We start from the raw sequence: 12,192 nt of genomic DNA, 5'->3' as shown, positions 1-12,192 counted from the left end.
CCTCGCGCTCATCCACCCACCGGCGCCATCCCATCCTGCTCGCTAGGCGGGCGGTCGATCAGGTTGATCAGCACGCCGTCAGGGTCGCGCAGGCAGACTTCGTATTGCTGCCGGTGGGGCATGACGAATAGGCTGGGGTCCGGCGACCAGCTCGCGCCCGCGGCTCGGGCTGCTTCCACCGCCGCATGGATCGGCGTGGCGTAGAGCACCAAGGCCACCTCGCCCAGACGTGGGGGGCCTTCGCCGCGCGGGATGGCCTCCTGCGCTGGCGTCAGTTCGAAGAGGCCGATCATCCCGAAGTTCGGGCGGCCTTCCGGGCGCAGGATCCGGCAGCGGCAGACCGTGGCGGGTGGCGTCTTCAGCGCAGCGGCGGTGGACGGTCCGTCAAGCTCACCTTCGAAGTAGACGGATGTGAACCCCAGGGCGCTGTAAAATGCGGTCGAACGCTCCAGGTCGGAAACGAACACCGCGCTGCGGATCAGGCTGGAAACCTCGTGGGTCATGCGTCGGCTCGCGAGACTTCGACCGCCACTTCCTCCGAATAGAGATCGCCCGCCGTGTTGGCTTCCACCGCCTCGGCCTCCTGCTGGACGATGCGAAGCACGCGGGTCAGATATTCCTGCATCCACAGGCCTCGCTCGGCGGCCTGGTCAGCGGTGGGTGCGAACTGCTCTATCTCGTCGCGCCGAACTACGCCCTTGGCTTCCAGCAAGCGCTCAAGCGTATCGATGCGCTCACGCGCCACGGCCAGTTCCTGAACGGCGGCCATGGTGATGGCCAGCACCCGCTCGGTCTCCGGCGTCAGAAAATACGGGCGCTTGCCCGCCGGCTTGGCGGACGAGCGGGTCAGGGCGTCAGCTATGCTCACTTGCGCGCTCCGATCACGTGCCAGGCCGCCTTGCGGCCGTAGTCCTCGCCCTCATCGTCAGCTGCGTCGGGGAAGACATCGCGGTCGACCACGGCTGTGACGCCATCGTGGATCAGCCTGTCCTTCGAGAAGCCGGCCTCGACCATATAGGCGTCCAGGTCGATCTCGTGCAGCGTGCTCCAGAACGGCTCATTGTTGTAGAAAGCGTCCCAGTCGCGCATCGCCTGTTCAAATAGCGGCATCTCAGGCGCGTACTGTGGTTGCTCCACATGGAGGACGATGCCGCCCGGCTTCAGCACACGGAAACTCTCGCTGAAGATCGCACGCATCGAGGCGTAGCTAAGCTCGTGCAGGAACATGGTGGTCTGCACCCAGTCGAAACTCTCGTCCGGATAGCGCGACAGATCCGAGGCGTCGGCCTGCACGAACCGAACGTTCTCCACGCCCATGGATTTGGCGCGCGCCAGCCCGTAACGCAGCATCGGACCGCCCACATCCAGCGCCACGACCTCGGCGTCCGGGAAAGCCTGGGCGATGGGGATCATATTCTGACCCAGTGTCGCGCCGATATCGAGGATACGGGTCGGCTTGAAGTCAGGCAGGTGTTTGCGCACCCACTGAACCACCGCATGGCCGCCGCCGTCCGAATAGCGGCCCAGCGCCCCGCCTGTGGTGGCGAAGATGGCGTGGTCGTAGTTGGCGGCGCCCGAGACGTCGCCGGGGAACAGTTCCTTGTGGTAGCTGCCCGGCATGCAGTGGTGGTCCACGGCCGAGATGTAGCGCGGGATCGGCAGCGAGGGATCCAGCTCCAGCCGCGTGTCGCCTTCGGTCAGGGTGCGGGCGATCGCGGCCAGCTGTTCGGCCTGGCGGATGGTGGTCCAGCGACCGGCCTGCTGGCGCTGTTCCATGGTCATGCGGCGCAGCGCAGACCAGGTCTGGTAGGTGGGATCCTTCAGTAGGGCCTTGCGGACATCGTGGCGGGTCCGGGGGGCCGCTCCGGTTTCGGCCTTCAGCTTCGGCTCGGCGCGCTGCTCCCAGGCTGTCTTTACGTGCGGCATGACCCGGGTGGCGAGATGGCGATTCATGTGGGCCAGGAAGTTCAGGCGCGCGATCTCGTCGTGGCTGGTCTCGGGGAACACCCCGTGGCGGCCGACGGCCCGGTAGTCCGGAGGCCCGTCATAGGCCTGTGCCGGGCCCGCATTCTTCAGATCACCGCTGCCGTCCATTTCGGGTCTCCTTCGACACCACAATACGCCAAGGGCTTCACGATCCAAATGGTCTATGTCTATATCATTTCAATATGTCCTGTGCCCCCGAGGAATCATGGCGACCACCCGCATCATCGCTTTGTTCAATCTCAAGCCCGGCGTCAAAGTCGCCGACTATGAAGCCTGGGCCCGGGCCAAGGACCTGCCCACCGTCAACGGCCTGCCCTCGATCCGCAAGTTCGAGGTGTTCAAGACCAAGGAAGTCATGGGCGGCGGCCCATCGCCCTACCGCTACATCGAGATCATCGACGTGCGCGACATGGGCCAGTTCGGTGACGATGTGGCCACTCCGGTGATGCAGGCGATCGCCGGCGAGTTCCAGGGCATGGCCGAGGTGCAGTTCCTGATCATGAAGAAGATCGGCTGGAAGCGTAAGAAATGACCGGACGTTTCACGGGCAAGACCGCCGTCGTCACCGGTTCCGGACGCCGCGCGGGCCTGGGTGAAGCCATTGCGCGGCGACTGGCCGCCGAGGGCGCCGCAGTCGTGATCTCCGATATTGGCGCCTCGCTCGACGCCGCGACGCCAGACGCCATGATCGGCGCCACCGCCGAGATGGAGGCTATTGCGGCCGAAATCCGTGCTGACGGCGGCCAGGCCTCGACCTGCGTCTGTGACGTGCGCGACTTCGCTGCCGCCCAGGCGCTGGCGAAACATGCAGTGGATACGCACGGCTCTCTGGATATCTGGGTGAACAACGCCGGCATCGGCTACATCATGAAGCCGCTGCTGGAGGTCACCCCCGACGACTGGCGGGCTGTCATCGACGTGAACCTGACGGGTTCGTTCTTCGGCCTTCGCGCTGCGGCCGAGATCATGGTCGCTCAGGGGCGCGGTGGCCGGATCGTCAACATCGCCAGCCAGGCCGCAAAGTCCGGCTTCCCCCACGCCCAGGCCTATACCTCGTCCAAGCATGGGTTGGTCGGACTGGCGCGCTCCGCGGCGATCGAACTGGGTCCGCACGCGATCACCGTCAACAACGTCTGCCCCAACCACGTCACCACCGGCCTCGGCGCCTGGCAAAACGAATACTTCGCCAAGGTCGTGGGCGCGGCCTCGGTCGAGGACTACTTGAAGGCCATGGCCGACCGGATCCCCCTGAAGCGCCCTGGCCTGCCGGAGGATACCGCCAAGGCGGTCGCGTTCCTGTGCTCGGACGAAGCGGCGTATATCACGGCGGAGAGCCTGAACGTGTCGGGTGGCGAGGAGCCGCACTGAGGGCAAAGCTCGACATCGGAGCCTTGATCGCCTAAATAGCCATCTCGGATAGCTATCTGGAGCATGACATGGCTTGGACCCTCGCTACGGCGAAGAATCAACTGTCGGAAGTTGTGCGACGTGCGAGATCGGAAGGCCCGCAGACCATTAGCGTCAGGGGTCGTGATGCTGTGGTCGTCATGTCGAAGGATGCCTACGAGGCGATGACGTCCGCGCCCGGCGCGCCGCAAGACTTCAGGACTCTCTTGCTGTCCTTCCCCAAGATCGATGATCCTGAGTTCTATCGCGCACTCGAACGGCGTCCCTTTCCGCCACGCGATATCGACATTTGAGCTTTCTTCTCGACACGAACGCCGTCAGCGATACGGGGAAACGCACGCCGAACCCCGGATTGGCCACCTGGCTTGGAGCACAAGCGTCAGATGACCTGTGGATGAGCGTTCTGACCATGGGCGAGCTCCGCTACGGTGCATTGATCCTGCCTGATGGACCGCGACGCCAGGAGCTGGAAGGCTGGTTGACACAAGTGTTGGTGACGTTTGCGGATCGGACTCTCGACGTCGATTCACGGATCGCGGCGGCCTGGGCAGACGTCGCCGCGCGCCATCGGATCGCCCGACGAACGGTCAGTCCCGCAGACGAACTCATCGCAGCGACCGCCATTGTCCACGATCTCACCGTGGTCACGCGCAACGTGAGAGACTTCCAGTTTAGTGGCTGCAAGCTGCATTCGCCGTGGAGCTAGCGACGAAGTGTATGCATCGGCCAACTGCATCCACCCTCATGGGCGGAAAGCGGACATTGTCCATCCAATGTTGCTAAGCTGGTAAGTTGAACACTCCCGACGATGGTCCCCGCATAGACGAGGCATTGGTTGGCCAACTCCTTGCGAGGCAGTTTCCGGCCTGGGCACATCTTCCGCTTCAGCGGGTGAATTCGGCTGGAACGGACAATGCAATCTTTCGGCTTGGAGATGGACTGGCGGTGCGACTGCCGATGCGCGTGAGCGCCGCTTCCCAGCCGGAGCGTGAACAACGCTGGCTGCCAGGGCTCGCGGCTCAGCTGCCCTTGACGATCCCTGCGCCAATAGCAGGCGGGAAACCTGATGCGGCGTATCCTTGGGCTTGGTCGGTACATCCCTGGTTGCCAGGCGAAGATGCCGCGTCGGCGCGAGTGCATGATCTGTCCATTGCGGCTCGCGATCTCGGCGGCTTTCTCCACGCATTGGGGCGGATCGACGCTGCGGGGGGGCCGGCGGCCGGCCGCGCTAACAGTGGGCGGGGAGTATCGCTGGCGCTACTCGACAAAAGGGTGCGCAACGACGTGGCTTCGCTCGGCGACGAGGTCGACGAGACCGCGGTACTGGCGGCTTGGGATCAAGCACTAGCGGCACCCTTGCATGTCGGTGCGGGAGCCTGGGTGCACGGAGACCTGCACCCCGGCAACTTACTTATCCGCGACGGTCGCATCGTCGGCGTGCTGGACTTCGGCCTGATGGGTGTAGGCGATCCGGCCTGTGACCTCTTCGTGGCTTGGAATTTCCTGGACGCGGCGAGTCGCAAGGTCTTTCGCGAGGTAGTGGAGGCAGATGAGGCGGCATGGCTGCGCGGCCGTGGCTGGGCTATCTTCAGTGCGATTATCGCCTTAGCCTTCTACCTCCGCACAAATCCTACGCTATGTGATATCAGCCGGCGCACGTTGACTGAGGTTCTCGGATAAAGCCGCGCGGCTGCCTGATTTCTCCAGTGGGCCAAAGCCGATCCCAAGAATAGGCCTTTGGTCGGTCGTTGGGTGAAACGAAAGCGCAACTGGGAAACGGCGACGAAACGCCAGCTTCAATCCGACTGCGTCCGGGCTTCTGATGGACTTCAAATGATATAATCCTATACCATTTGAGGACAGTCGCTTCCTGAGGACCAGCCATGCCCGCCCCACCTGACTTCCGCTGGCCCAACGGCTCGAAATTCGCCCTCTCCATCGTCGTCAATGTCGAGGAGGGCGCCGAGCAGAATATCCGGGACGGCGACAAGGGGCCGGAGCCGGTCGACGAGCTCAGCGCCGTGCCCAAGCGGCCGATGCGGATGCACGGCAACGAGAGCAACTATCAGTACGGCATCAAGGCCGGCGCGCCGCGCATCCTGAAGCTGTTGGACGAGCACAGCATCCGCGCCACCTGGACGGCGGCGGCGCTGGCGCTGGAGCGGGCGCCGGAGATCGCGCGCGCCATCGCCGCACGCGGCGACGAGGTCTGCAGCCATGGCTATCGCTGGGCGCACCAGTTCTGGATGGACGAGGCCAAGGAGCGGGAGTTCATCCGCAAGGCTGCCGACAGCCTGGAAAAGACCACCGGCCAGCGCCCGGTCGGCTGGCTGTCGCGCTACCTTCACACCGAGGTGACGCGCCGGTTACTGGTGGAGGAGGGCTTTACCTATCACATGGACGACTATTCCGACGACTTTCCCTTCTGGGAGACCGTCGAGATGGCCGACGGGGCAAAGCGGCCGATGCTGATGATGCCCTATGCGCTGGACTCCAACGACATGAAGTTCTGGCTGGCCCCGTCGCTGACCGCGCGCGACTGGCTGCAGTACGCCACGGACACCTTCGACTGGCTGGCCGACGAAGCCGAGCTCGACGGCGCCCGCTATATGAGCCTCGGCCTGCACCTGCGGATCATCGGACGGCCGGGACGGATCGGGGCGTTCAAGGGGTTCCTGGACCACATCGCCAAGCGGCCTGACGTCTGGATCGCCAGCCGCAGGGAGATCGCAGAGGCGTTTGCGGCAGCAGTTCCGGCGCCGGTTTGATCACCGTCCCTGGCAGACAGAGCTAGGCTGCGGCCGCAGGTGCCGGCGGGAAGCGTGCTGCTCCGGGCTCCAGCGGCAGAGCCAGCCCGTTCGAGACATACGCGACCATCCGGTAGAAACCGCAGAGCATCATGATCTCCAGAATTTGATCGCTACGGTAGTGGGCCGCCAGGGCCTCGAACTCGGCCAAATCAAGCGTCGCATTGGCGTGAAGCGCCTCGACCGTCGCGAGCAGCACCTGTTCTGCTGCGGTCCAGATCGTTGCCCGAGATCCTCCATGAACGGTGCAGGCCAGTTCATCGTCGGAGAGGCTGGCGGCGGCGCCAAAGGCCGACGCGTGAACGCCCCACTCGTACTCACAACCCGTAAGCGCGCAGGTGCGGTCGATCACCAACTCGCGCTCGCGCAGCGATAGGGGTCCTTTGTCCAGCAAGGACCCTCCCCGGAACTTCCTCCAGGCCCGGTCGCTCGTGGCTACGGTGCGGAACAGGATCAACGGCGACGCCCCACGCATCACCAGGTCAAAGCTGGCCTGAACATCGGCATCATAAGGCGGGTCCAGCGGAACAATTCGCGACATGAACAATCTCTCTGCTATGGTTCAAGTAGCAATTTGCTATCAAAATTGTAGCGGAGTCAAGCATGGTGAAGTCAGTCCGCGGATCCCGCACAGGCCGGCCAATCATGGTGCTGCTGGACCTGCTTGGCCGACGGTGGACATTGCGTGTTCTTTGGGAGCTTCGAGACGGACCCCTTTCGTCGCGCGCCTTGCGCACAGCCTGCGATGATGTCTCACCGACGGTCCTCCAGACCAGAACGTCGGAACTCAGGACGGCCGGCCTGCTGCAACTCCGCGCCGGCGAAGGCTATGAACTCACAGTGCTCGGGAAGGAATTGATGACGGCGTTCGCGCCGCTGAACAGGTTTGCCGCGAGTTGGGCTGATCAGCAGCAAAGCGGCCCGCCAGAATGATCGAGACATGATCGGCGTCGGTCATTCCCGGCCCTTGTGCGCGTTGAAAGCGCCCCCGAACCCACGGCGGCTCGGACATTCAGCCCACCTGCGCGAATTCAAACCGGCTGCGCCGGACGCTTGGCATTTGACGTTCCAGGCTCAGGCTCCTAATTTGTCCGGACAATTTTTCCGGACACCTCGCCCACATGGCCTTTCGGTCCCTTCTGTTTGTCCCCGGCAACCGACCGGAACGGTTTGAAAAGGCCCTTGGCGCGGGCGCCGATGCGGTCTGCATCGACCTGGAGGACGCGGTTGCGCCAGAGGCCAAGGACGCAGCTCGCTCTGCTGTTATCGACTTCCTCACCCGCGGTGCGCGACCTGGCCTCGGCGTACGGATCAACGGACCGGCCAGCGAGCATGTGGACGCCGATTGCCGCGCGCTTTCCGGTTTGCCGGTCGCCTTCGTGATGATCCCCAAGGTCGAGGCGCCGGGACAGGTGGCCAGTCTCCGACTGCGACTGGGAGACTCGCGGCCGCTGTGGCCGATCATTGAAAGCCCCGAAGGTCTGCGTCAGGCCTGGGACATCGCTTCTGCGGTTGGCGTCGGAGGTATCCTGTTCGGCGCCGCCGACTATTCGGCGGAGGTCGGGTGCACCCTGGAGTGGGACGCGCTGCTCTATGCGCGTGGCGCCCTGGCCGCCGCAGCGGCGCGCGCTGGCGCAGAACTCCTGGACGTACCCTATCTGGATATCGCCGACGAAGTCGGCCTGACCAGCTCAACCGGGCGCGCCAAGGCCCTGGGTTTCACCGGCCGCGCCTGTATCCATCCGGGTCAGGTCGAGATCGTGAACACCGCCTACTCGCCCTCCATGGCGGAGGTCGACCGGGCCCGCCGTGTTGTTGAAGCCTTTGACGCCGCCAACGGCGGGGCCGCCCTGTTGGACGGTAAGCTTATCGAACTGCCGGTGGTCCGCGCCGCGCGGCGAACCCTTGAACGCACGGGAGTCTGAGTTGGTGCAGAACTGGAAAGAGGTGGGGCCACAGCGCTACCGCGAGACCTTCGGACGCTACTTCGAGGACTTCCACGTTGGCGACGTTTACGAGCACCGGCCCGGCAAAACGGTCACCGAATATGACAATCACCTCTTCACCCTGCTTACCCTCAACACTCATCCGATGCACTTCGACACCGAGTACGCCAAGGCCTCGGAGTTCAAGCAGAATCTGGTGGTCAGCACCTACACCCTGGCCCTGCTGATTGGCATGAGCGTCACCGACACGTCGCAGAAGGCCATAGCCAATCTCGGCATGGACGACGTGAAATTCACGGTCCCGGTCTTCGCCGGCGACACCCTCTACGGCGAGAGCGAGGTGCTGGCCAAGCGCGAGAGCCAGTCGCGGCCAGGCCAGGGCATCGTCACCATCCGGACGATCGGCAAGAACCAGCGCGGCGAGATGGTCTGCACCTTCACTCGCAACATGTTGATCCCGGGCCGCGGCAACGCGGTCGAAGACAAGGTGGGAACCTACTGATGGACGCGCGCATTTCCGAAGCCGACGAACGCACCATTCTGGACGCCATCGACAAGTGGATCGAGAAGAAGGTCGCCCCCGTCGCCATGCAGCTGGAGCATGACGACGAGTGGCCCGCCGACCTCGTCGACGACATGATTGAGCTGGGCCTGTTCGGCGCGCTTATCGAGCCGGAGTATGGCGGGCTTGGGCTGTCAGCCTCGACATATGTGCGGATTGTCACCCGCATCGCCGAGGAGTGGATGAGTCTGACCGGCATCTTCAACTCCCACCTCATGATGGCCCTGGTGGTCCAGAAATTCGGGACTGAGAAGCAGCGCGAATACTGGCTGCCGAAGTTCGCCAGCGCCGAGCTGCGCGGCGGCCTTGGCCTGACCGAACCTGATGCAGGCACCGACCTGCAGGCGATCCGCACGGTGGCCCGGCGCGAGGGTGACGACTACGTCGTCAATGGGACCAAGACCTGGATTTCCAACGCCATACAGGGCCACGTCTGCTGCCTGCTGGTGAAGACTGATCCTGAGGCCCAGCCCCGCCACAAAGGGATGAGCATGCTGATCACGCCCAAGATCAGCCCGGAGACCCGCGCGCCACTGCCCGGCATCTCCAACGGCCGAAAGCTGGAGAAGCTGGGCTACAAGGGTATCGATTCCGGCGAGTTCATCTTCGAGGACTATCGCTGCCCGGCCGAACTCAGCCTGATCGGCGGCGAGGAAGGCAAGGGGATGGTGATGGCCACCGGCGGCCTGGAGATCGGCCGGATCAATGTGGCCGCTCGTTCGGTGGGCATCGCCAAGCGCGCGCTCAGGGAAAGCGTCAAATACGCCCAGACCCGCCGGACCATGGGCAAGCCGATTGCAGAGCATCAAGCGATTCAGCTCAAGCTCGGCGACATGGCGGCCCGCACTCGCGCCGCCGAACTGCTGGTGGAAGACGCCGCCCGCGCCTTCGACGCTGGCGGCCGCATCGACATGGAAGCCGGCATGGCCAAGTACTTCGCCTCCGAGACCGCCGTCGAAGTCGCCACCGAGGCCATGCGAATCCACGGCGGCTACGGCTACTCCAAGGAATATGTGATCGAGCGGCTCTACCGCGACGCGCCGCTGATGTGCATCGGCGAGGGTACGAATGAGATGCAGCGGATCATCATCGCCCGCCAGCTGGTTGCACGGAACCCGGCCTGATGAAACGGGTGCTTGAGGGCGTTCGTATCCTGGCGGTCGAGCAGTATGGAGCGGGGCCCTATGGCACCCAGCTGCTGGCCGAATTGGGCGCCGAGGTGGTCAAGATCGAGGCGCCCAGCATGGGCGGCGACATCAGCCGCGCGACCGGCCCCTATTTCCTGGGCGAAGGCGACAGCGAGTTCTTCCAGACCTTCTCGCGTTCCAAGAAGTCCATCGCGCTCGAACTAAAGACGCCGGAGGGCCGCGCCATCTTCGAGGCGCTTGTCCGTACTGCTGACGCCGTGGTCGACAACCTGCGTGGCGACCAGCCGGTCAAGCTGAAGCTGACCTACGACACCCTGAAGACGATCAACCCGGCCGTCGTCTGCGCCCACCTCTCGGCCTACGGGCGCGGAAATAGCCGCGAATCCTGGCCGGGCTACGACTATCTGATGCAGGCCGAGGCCGGCTTCATGACCCTGACCGGCGAGCCCGACGCGCCGCCCACCCGGTTCGGACTGTCGATGGTCGACTTCATGACGGGCGCGGTCTGGGCGCTGGGCATCGTCTCGGCGGTGCTGTCTGCCCGCCACACCGGAGAGGGTTGCGAGGTCGACGTTTCGCTGTTCGACGTGGCCCTGCACCAGACCTCCTATCCCGCTGTATGGGCCATGAACGAGAGCCACGACGTGGGTCGCCTGCCCCGCGGCGCCCATCCCTCTATCGCCCCTTCGCAGTTGGTCCGCACCCGCGATGGATGGGGCCTCTTCATGTGCCAGACCCAGAAGTTCTGGGAAATTTTCTGCGCCATGACCGGACGGGAAGATCTGGCGGCCGATCCACGCTTCATCAGCATCCCGGCGCGACGTGCCAACCTGTACGCATTGACCGAAGCGTTGGACGCACAGTTCGCCACACGCAGCACCAACGACTGGCAGGCCTTTTTCGCCGGCCAGGTCCCCTTCGCTCCGGTGCGCAATCTGGCCGAGGCCCTGGAAAACCCCTTCGTCCGCGAGGTGGGAATGCGCGACGCCATTGACCACCCGGACCGGCCCGAGGGACTGCACATGCTGGCATGCCCCATCAAGATCGACGGCCAGCGCGCACCGGGCGTGCGGGCGCCGAAGCTGGGAGAGCACACCGCCCAACTGACGGAAAGCCTGTCGTGAAGCTGGCAGGCGTCAAGGTTCTGGACCTGTCGCTGTTCCTGCCGGGTCCGATGCTGACCCTGATGATGGCCGATCACGGCGCCGACGTGATCAAGGTCGAACCCGCCGGCGACGGTGAGCCCAGCCGCCACATCGGCTATATGAAGAACGGCGCCTCGGTCTGGTTCCGCAACACCCATCGCGGCAAGCGCTCGATCCAGCTGGACCTGAAGTCCGAGGACGGCAAGGCCCTGTTCTGGGCGCTGGCGAATGAGGCGGACGTGCTGGTCGAGGCCTTCAGACCCGGCGTCGTCGACCGGTTGGGTGTTGGCTACGAGGCTGTCCGCGCCGTCAACCCCGGCATAGTCTACTGCTCCATCAGCGCCTTCGGCCAGGACGGCCCGAACCGCGACCGCCCAGCCCACGATCTGGCCGTCGAAGCGCTGGCGGGCGTGATCGCGCTGAACGAGGGCCAGGACGGCAAGCCCGCCTCGCCACATATGCCGGTGGCCGACGCCCTGGCCTCGCTGACGGCGCTTTCGGGCGTGCTGATGGCGCTGCTGCGGCGCCAGACCACCGGGGCCGGCGATTATCTGGACGTGGCGATGCTGGATTCGCTGCTGGCCTGGACGCCCAATGTCACCGGGAAGATCTTCGCCACCGGCGAACCGCACACGCCCAAGCATGAACGATCCTGGGGCGGCTCGGCCATGTTCCAGCTCTATGAGTGCGCCGACGGCCAGTGGATTGCGCTGGGCGGTTCGGAGGTGAAGTTCGCCCGCAATCTGCTGGACGCCCTGGGGCGGCTGGACCTGCTGCCCTATGCCGAGCTGCAGCCCGGGCCCGGCCAGTACCCTCTGCGCGACTTCTACCGCGAGACCTTCCGCACCCGGACCCGCGCTGACTGGGAAGCCTGGTTCGAAGGCAAGGACGTCTGCTTCGCTCCCGTGCGCAACCTGAAGGAAGGTTTCGCAGACCCTGCGGTGGCCGCACGAGGCATGCTGGCCTTCGACACAGAAGGCAACGAGGTGGTGGGTACGCCGATCAGGTTCCGTGACGAACCGGGTGTGGTCGACCCGGCGATCCCGGAACTTGACGCGGATCGCGACAAGATCGTGGCCAGCGGCTGGGGCTAGAGCGGATTCCATTCAGTCTGCATCGTATCCGCAGCTCTTGAAGTAGTTGGCGCACTCGGTCGGAGTGAAGAGGTCGATGAAGCGTCCGATGGCGTCC

16 protein-coding genes are annotated in these 12,192 nt (G+C 64.5%); 12 read left to right on the top strand and 4 right to left on the bottom strand.

The genetic code is table 11. The features are described from left to right. Positions 1 to 8 precede the first annotated feature (8 nt). Genes ACIQ3B_RS11495 through ACIQ3B_RS11485 form a run of 3 tightly spaced genes read right to left on the bottom strand, consistent with a single transcriptional unit; the run spans position 9 to position 2,094 of the window. Positions 9 to 503, bottom strand: a complete 495-nt coding sequence (locus ACIQ3B_RS11495; RefSeq protein ID WP_397402661.1) for a VOC family protein — start codon at positions 501 to 503, stop codon at positions 9 to 11. Further along, on the bottom strand, positions 500 to 868 hold the full coding sequence (locus tag ACIQ3B_RS11490; protein WP_397402660.1) for a hypothetical protein: 369 nt from the start codon (positions 866 to 868) through the stop codon (positions 500 to 502). The genes ACIQ3B_RS11495 and ACIQ3B_RS11490 overlap by 4 nt, the downstream gene beginning before the upstream one ends. After that, positions 865 to 2,094 (bottom strand): class I SAM-dependent methyltransferase, encoded by a 1,230-nt coding sequence (locus tag ACIQ3B_RS11485; protein WP_397402658.1) that lies wholly within the window; start codon positions 2,092 to 2,094, stop codon positions 865 to 867. Before ACIQ3B_RS11485 ends, ACIQ3B_RS11490 begins: the two co-directional genes overlap by 4 nt. A gap of 97 nt (positions 2,095 to 2,191) precedes the next feature. On the opposite strand from ACIQ3B_RS11485, the gene ACIQ3B_RS11480 reads away from it, so the two are divergent. The 6 genes from ACIQ3B_RS11480 (at position 2,192) to ACIQ3B_RS11455 (ending at position 6,161) form a co-directional block, all read left to right on the top strand. Beyond that, complete coding sequence (locus ACIQ3B_RS11480) at positions 2,192 to 2,518, top strand: hypothetical protein (RefSeq protein WP_397402656.1); 327 nt, start codon at positions 2,192 to 2,194, stop codon at positions 2,516 to 2,518. After that, positions 2,515 to 3,354, top strand: coding sequence for an SDR family NAD(P)-dependent oxidoreductase (locus tag ACIQ3B_RS11475; RefSeq protein ID WP_397402654.1), 840 nt, complete (start codon positions 2,515 to 2,517; stop codon positions 3,352 to 3,354). The genes ACIQ3B_RS11480 and ACIQ3B_RS11475 overlap by 4 nt, the downstream gene beginning before the upstream one ends. 68 nt (positions 3,355 to 3,422) lie before the next feature. Continuing rightward, a complete protein-coding gene (locus ACIQ3B_RS11470; protein ID WP_397402652.1) occupies positions 3,423 to 3,686 on the top strand; it encodes a type II toxin-antitoxin system Phd/YefM family antitoxin in 264 nt (87 codons plus the stop codon). Next, positions 3,683 to 4,099 (top strand): type II toxin-antitoxin system VapC family toxin, encoded by a 417-nt coding sequence (locus ACIQ3B_RS11465; protein ID WP_397402650.1) that lies wholly within the window; start codon positions 3,683 to 3,685, stop codon positions 4,097 to 4,099. Before ACIQ3B_RS11470 ends, ACIQ3B_RS11465 begins: the two co-directional genes overlap by 4 nt. Positions 4,100 to 4,284: 185 nt before the next feature. After that, on the top strand, positions 4,285 to 5,073 hold the full coding sequence (locus tag ACIQ3B_RS11460) for an aminoglycoside phosphotransferase family protein (protein WP_397402698.1): 789 nt from the start codon (positions 4,285 to 4,287) through the stop codon (positions 5,071 to 5,073). Between the two features lie 203 nt (positions 5,074 to 5,276). Continuing rightward, positions 5,277 to 6,161 (top strand): polysaccharide deacetylase family protein, encoded by an 885-nt coding sequence (locus tag ACIQ3B_RS11455; RefSeq protein WP_397402648.1) that lies wholly within the window; start codon positions 5,277 to 5,279, stop codon positions 6,159 to 6,161. Positions 6,162 to 6,183: 22 nt separating this feature from the next. On the opposite strand, the gene ACIQ3B_RS11450 is transcribed toward ACIQ3B_RS11455, so the two are convergent. Then, entirely contained in the window at positions 6,184 to 6,741 is a 558-nt protein-coding gene (locus ACIQ3B_RS11450; protein WP_397402646.1) for a carboxymuconolactone decarboxylase family protein, read from the bottom strand. A 104-nt stretch (positions 6,742 to 6,845) separates the two neighbouring features. On the opposite strand from ACIQ3B_RS11450, the gene ACIQ3B_RS11445 reads away from it, so the two are divergent. The 6 genes from ACIQ3B_RS11445 (at position 6,846) to ACIQ3B_RS11420 (ending at position 12,095) form a co-directional block, all read left to right on the top strand. Next, positions 6,846 to 7,133, top strand: a complete 288-nt coding sequence (locus tag ACIQ3B_RS11445; RefSeq protein ID WP_397402644.1) for a winged helix-turn-helix transcriptional regulator — start codon at positions 6,846 to 6,848, stop codon at positions 7,131 to 7,133. A gap of 188 nt (positions 7,134 to 7,321) precedes the next feature. Then, complete coding sequence (locus ACIQ3B_RS11440; RefSeq protein ID WP_397402642.1) at positions 7,322 to 8,125, top strand: HpcH/HpaI aldolase/citrate lyase family protein; 804 nt, start codon at positions 7,322 to 7,324, stop codon at positions 8,123 to 8,125. Positions 8,126 to 8,129: 4 nt separating this feature from the next. Continuing rightward, complete coding sequence (locus ACIQ3B_RS11435) at positions 8,130 to 8,648, top strand: MaoC family dehydratase (protein ID WP_397402640.1); 519 nt, start codon at positions 8,130 to 8,132, stop codon at positions 8,646 to 8,648. After that, positions 8,648 to 9,832 (top strand): acyl-CoA dehydrogenase family protein, encoded by a 1,185-nt coding sequence (locus ACIQ3B_RS11430; protein ID WP_397402638.1) that lies wholly within the window; start codon positions 8,648 to 8,650, stop codon positions 9,830 to 9,832. The genes ACIQ3B_RS11435 and ACIQ3B_RS11430 overlap by 1 nt, the downstream gene beginning before the upstream one ends. After that, complete coding sequence (locus tag ACIQ3B_RS11425; protein WP_397402636.1) at positions 9,832 to 10,980, top strand: CaiB/BaiF CoA transferase family protein; 1,149 nt, start codon at positions 9,832 to 9,834, stop codon at positions 10,978 to 10,980. Before ACIQ3B_RS11430 ends, ACIQ3B_RS11425 begins: the two co-directional genes overlap by 1 nt. Further along, the gene (locus ACIQ3B_RS11420; RefSeq protein WP_397402634.1) at positions 10,977 to 12,095 is read left to right on the top strand and encodes a CaiB/BaiF CoA transferase family protein; all 1,119 of its coding nucleotides are present in this window, start codon (positions 10,977 to 10,979) and stop codon (positions 12,093 to 12,095) included. The genes ACIQ3B_RS11425 and ACIQ3B_RS11420 overlap by 4 nt, the downstream gene beginning before the upstream one ends. The last annotated feature ends 97 nt before the right edge of the window (positions 12,096 to 12,192 follow it).

The organism is Phenylobacterium sp. (genome assembly GCF_044358365.1).
Lineage (GTDB): Bacteria > Pseudomonadota > Alphaproteobacteria > Caulobacterales > Caulobacteraceae > Phenylobacterium.
The sequence above is the reverse complement of the archived record's forward strand: the minus strand, read 5'-3'. Positions and strand labels throughout refer to the sequence as shown.

Coding starts and splice junctions, on each gene's coding strand:
- ACIQ3B_RS11445 (WP_397402644.1), top strand. CDS start 6,846: ATGGTGCTGCTGGACCTGCTTGGCCGACGGTGGACATTGCGTGTTCTT.
- ACIQ3B_RS11480 (WP_397402656.1), top strand. CDS start 2,192: ATGGCGACCACCCGCATCATCGCTTTGTTCAATCTCAAGCCCGGCGTC.
- ACIQ3B_RS11440 (WP_397402642.1), top strand. CDS start 7,322: ATGGCCTTTCGGTCCCTTCTGTTTGTCCCCGGCAACCGACCGGAACGG.
- ACIQ3B_RS11455 (WP_397402648.1), top strand. CDS start 5,277: ATGCCCGCCCCACCTGACTTCCGCTGGCCCAACGGCTCGAAATTCGCC.
- ACIQ3B_RS11450 (WP_397402646.1), bottom strand. CDS start 6,741: ATGTCGCGAATTGTTCCGCTGGACCCGCCTTATGATGCCGATGTTCAG.
- ACIQ3B_RS11425 (WP_397402636.1), top strand. CDS start 9,832: ATGAAACGGGTGCTTGAGGGCGTTCGTATCCTGGCGGTCGAGCAGTAT.
- ACIQ3B_RS11485 (WP_397402658.1), bottom strand. CDS start 2,094: ATGGACGGCAGCGGTGATCTGAAGAATGCGGGCCCGGCACAGGCCTAT.
- ACIQ3B_RS11495 (WP_397402661.1), bottom strand. CDS start 503: ATGACCCACGAGGTTTCCAGCCTGATCCGCAGCGCGGTGTTCGTTTCC.
- ACIQ3B_RS11430 (WP_397402638.1), top strand. CDS start 8,648: ATGGACGCGCGCATTTCCGAAGCCGACGAACGCACCATTCTGGACGCC.
- ACIQ3B_RS11475 (WP_397402654.1), top strand. CDS start 2,515: ATGACCGGACGTTTCACGGGCAAGACCGCCGTCGTCACCGGTTCCGGA.
- ACIQ3B_RS11470 (WP_397402652.1), top strand. CDS start 3,423: ATGGCTTGGACCCTCGCTACGGCGAAGAATCAACTGTCGGAAGTTGTG.